Below are 3,803 nucleotides of genomic sequence, written 5' to 3'. Positions count from 1 at the left end.
GCCGCGGCACCGGGCGCGAAGCTGCCGGTCAGCCGGACGGCCACCACGCAGGAGCCGGCGGCGACGGACGCGCCCGAGACGGGCGCCACCGCCCAGGCCACGGCGAAGAAGGCGACCACCAAGAAGGCGACCACCAAGAAGGCCACCACCAAGAAGGCCACCACCAAGAAGGCCACCACCAAGAAGGCGACGGCGAGGAAGGCGGCCGCCCGGCCCCGGTCGGCCGCCGACGTCCTGGAGGACTCCGCGACCGAGGTGACGACCCCCGCGGGTACCACCGGCGCGGACGCGGGCACCAACCCGAGCACGACCGACACCGACCTGCAGCAGCCGGGCACCGAGCCGCTGATGGACCCCGCGACCACGAAGGCGGTCGCGAGCGAGGCGGCGACGGGTGCCCGGGCCGCGGATCCCGAGAAGGCCTGAACGGACCGGGCCCCGCCGGATCCGGCGGGGCCACCCGCCGCCGGCGGTCTACTTCAGCTCGGCGCTGGTCAGACCCAGGACGCGGCGGGCCACGATCAGCTGCTGGATCTGCTGGGTGCCCTCGAAGATGTCGAGGATCTTGGCGTCGCGGGCCCACTTCTCCAGCAGCTCGGACTCGCTGTAGCCCACGGTGCCCGCGAGCTCGACGCAGGACAGCGTGATGTCGGTGCCCGCCCGTCCGGCCTTCGCCTTGGCCATCGAGGCCTCGAGTGAGTTCGGCTTGCGGTTGTCGGCCATCCACGCCGCCTGCAGCATCAGCAGGTGCGCGGCCTCCCAGTCCGCCTCGAGCTGAAGGAACCTCGCGGCGGCCGCCGACTGGGCCAGCGCGGGCCGGTCGTAGTCGATCACGACCCCGGCCCGCTCGAGCAGCTCCCGGGTGAGGTCGAGCGCGGCCTTCGCGCACCCGACGGCCATCGAGGCCACCAGCGGGCGGGTGTTGTCGAACGTCGCCATCGCTCCCGCGAAGCCTTGCTTGGTGTCGATCTCCGGAGAGCCCAGCAGGTTCTCCCGCGGCACCCGGCAGTCGTCGAAGATGATCGTCGCGGTGTCGGAGGCCTTGATGCCGAGCTTGTGCTCGAGTCGCTCGACCCGCATGCCGGGTGTGCCCTTCGGGACCACGAACGACTTGATCGCCGCACGGCCGAGCTCTCGGTCGAGCGTGGCCCACACGACCACCGCGTCGGCCCGCTCCCCGGAGGTCACGAAGATCTTCTCGCCGTTGAGGACGTACTCGTCCCCGTCGAGCACGGCGGTGGTCTTGATGTTCGCGGAGTCCGACCCGGTGCCCGGCTCGGTGATCGCCATCGCGGCCCAGACCCCGTCGAAGCGGGCGAGCTGCTCCGCGTTGGCGACCGAGGCGATCGCCGAGTTGCCCAGCCCCTGACGAGGCATCGAGAGCAGCAGGCCGACGTCGCCCCAGCACATCTCGGCGATCGACATCACCGAGGCGAGGTTGGAGCCGTTCTTGACCGACCCGGCCTCGGCGGCGGACTCCTCGCGTCGCACGCCGGCCGCGCCGGCCCCCTCGGCAGCCCCGGACTCGGAGAGCCCGTCAATCATGGCGGCGAGCATGTCGAGCTCCTTGGGGTACTCGTGCTCCCCCACGTCGTACTTCCGCGAGATCGGCCGCAGCATGTTCATCGCGACCTGGTGGGCCTGGCCCACGAGCGGCCGGAACTTCTTGGGATCGTCCAGGTTGATGGCCATCAGATCAGCACCGCACCTTCCATGACGCCGACGGCCCGGAGGTCGCGGTACCACCGCTCCACCGGGTGTTCCTTCACGTACCCGTGGCCGCCGAGCAGCTGGACGCCGTCCAGGCCGATCTGCATGCCCTTCTCGGCGCACAGGCGCCGCGCGAGGCCCACCTCGCGGGAGAAGTCCTTGCCCGCGGCCGCTCGCGCCGCGGCCTTCCAGGTCAACAGCCGCATCGCCTGCAGCTCGATCGCGATGTTGGCGACCATGAACGCCACCGACTGCCGGTGCGCGATCGGCTCGCCAAAGGCCTCACGCTCCTTGACGTACGGCGTCACGTAGTCGAGCACCGCCTGCCCGGTGCCCACGGCGAGCGCGCACCAGGCCAGCCGGGAGAGACGCACACACTCGGCGTACGTCGTGCCGTCGGTCGCGCCGAGCACGGCGTCGGCCGGGACGGCGACGTCGGTGAGCGTCAGGCGGGTTATACCGGCGGCGCGTACGCCCATGCCGGGATCGGCGACGACCTCGAGCCCGGGGGTGCTGGACTCGACCAGGACCAGCACCGGGGAGCCGTCGAGCTCGGCGCCGACCACGAACAGCTCCGCCTCCGCGCCGCGGACCACACCCGACTTCACTCCGTTGAGGACCAGGCCCTCGCCGGTCCGGGTCGCCGTGGTCGCGGGCGTCAGCGGGTCGAACAGCACACTCGGCTCGCCGAGCGCGAGCGCCGCCGCCGGCACCGTCGCGTCGGCCGCCGGTTCGGTGAACGCCGGGAGATACGTCTGCTGCTGCTCCTCGCTGCCCCACAGGCCGAGCGCCGTGGCGACCGACCCCGGCGCGAGCGAGGCGACCGCCAGTCCCATGTCGCCGCGCGCGAGCGCCTCGGCGACCAGGGCTCCGGCGACCGCGGACCGCTCCTCGGAGATGCCGCCGAGCTCCTCGGGCAGGCCGAGGATCGGCAGGCCGACCTCGAGGCCGGCCGCGAGCACCTCGGCAGGCGCCGCGCAGGCCTCGTCGGCCTCGGCGGCCGCCGGACGGAGCACCTCCTGGGCCAGCTCGGTGACCACGTCGACGAGCATCTGCTCGTCCTCGGTCGGCGTGAGGTCGAAGACGCCGGTGCGGGGTGCGCTGGTCGGCCGGGCACCGACGGCGTCGCCGCGCCCGGAGCGCGCGAACGGCCGGCTCGCTGTCGTGGCGGTCTTGAACCCGGCCCGGGTGATCGTGAAGACGGTGTGCTCGGCCTGCTTGCGCAGGCCGACCCGGTCGAGCACGTCGCTCTGGGCGAGCCGGCTGAGCGCCGCCACGGCGTACCCGATCGGGTCGCGTGACTCCTTCGAGGACAACCCGTGCTTGCCGCCGGGCCTCAGGCTCTGGATCAAGGACATGGAGAAACGGTAACTCGGAGTTACACTGAGCGCTACACCGACGCTCGTGGGGCGGGTCACAGGGTGTCGAGCCGCTGGATACCCTCCTGGCATGCCCGCCGAGACCGTTCACGCACCTCATGGCCCGCTCCCGACGGGCGGCGCCGTCCGACCGATCACCCGGTGGGGCACCCCGGTCATGCACCGGGCGCAGCAGCCGGTGACGTCCTACGACGAGGAGCTGCGGACCCTCGCCGCCGACATGGTGGCGACGATGTACGCCGCGGACGGCGTCGGGCTCGCGGCGTGCCAGATCGGCGTCGACCTGGCGATGTTCGTCTTCGACTGTCCCGACGCCTCCGGCGAGCGAACGGTCGGGGTCGTGTGCAACCCCGTCCTCAGGCTGCCCGAGGGACGCGACCGGCAGCTGGAGGAGGACGAGGAGGGTTGCCTGTCGTTCCCGGGCGCGTACGTCGAGTGCGCCCGTCCCGACCACGCCGCGGTCACGGGCACCGGCCTCGACGGCGCGCCCGTGTCGTTCGAGGGCGATGGCCTCCTGGCCCGCTGCCTCCAGCACGAGACCGACCACACCCTGGGCACCGTGTTCGGCGACCGGCTCTCGACCAAGCTGCGCAAGCGGCTGCAGAAGGCTCACGACCGGTCCGTGGAGGACTACCCGCCCGAGTGGCCGGCAGGCTGATCCGGCGGCGGCCACACGGCGGCCAGGCTGCGGCCACGCTGCGGCCACGCCGCGGC

General features: G+C 72.6%; 4 protein-coding genes. 2 read left to right on the top strand and 2 right to left on the bottom strand.

Annotation, left to right across the window (positions count from 1 at the left end):
- On the top strand, positions 1-426 hold a 426-nt coding region (locus tag VGD85_RS04150), incomplete at its 5' end, for a hypothetical protein (RefSeq protein ID WP_331062185.1).
- Between the two features lie 48 nt (positions 427-474).
- Here VGD85_RS04150 and VGD85_RS04145 read toward each other — a convergent pair.
- Both VGD85_RS04145 and VGD85_RS04140 read right to left on the bottom strand, forming a co-directional pair.
- On the bottom strand, positions 475-1,692 hold the full coding sequence (locus VGD85_RS04145; protein WP_331062184.1) for an acyl-CoA dehydrogenase family protein: 1,218 nt from the start codon (positions 1,690-1,692) through the stop codon (positions 475-477).
- Positions 1,692-3,068, bottom strand: coding sequence for an acyl-CoA dehydrogenase family protein (locus VGD85_RS04140; RefSeq protein ID WP_331062183.1), 1,377 nt, complete (start codon positions 3,066-3,068; stop codon positions 1,692-1,694). The genes VGD85_RS04145 and VGD85_RS04140 overlap by 1 nt, the downstream gene beginning before the upstream one ends.
- 91 nt (positions 3,069-3,159) lie before the next feature.
- On the opposite strand from VGD85_RS04140, the gene def reads away from it, so the two are divergent.
- Entirely contained in the window at positions 3,160-3,747 is a 588-nt protein-coding gene (gene def, locus VGD85_RS04135; RefSeq protein WP_331062182.1) for a peptide deformylase, read from the top strand.
- Positions 3,748-3,803 lie beyond the last annotated feature (56 nt).

It is taken from the genome of Nocardioides sp., from assembly GCF_036401255.1.
Lineage (GTDB): Bacteria > Actinomycetota > Actinomycetes > Propionibacteriales > Nocardioidaceae > Nocardioides.
This window is presented reverse-complemented; position numbering and strand designations above follow the sequence as displayed.

Bases quoted from the DNA above. Each gene is read 5' to 3' on its own strand.
- def (WP_331062182.1), top strand. From the start codon at position 3,160: ATGCCCGCCGAGACCGTTCACGCACCTCATGGCCCGCTCCCGACGGGC.
- VGD85_RS04145 (WP_331062184.1), bottom strand. From the start codon at position 1,692: ATGGCCATCAACCTGGACGATCCCAAGAAGTTCCGGCCGCTCGTGGGC.
- VGD85_RS04140 (WP_331062183.1), bottom strand. From the start codon at position 3,068: ATGTCCTTGATCCAGAGCCTGAGGCCCGGCGGCAAGCACGGGTTGTCC.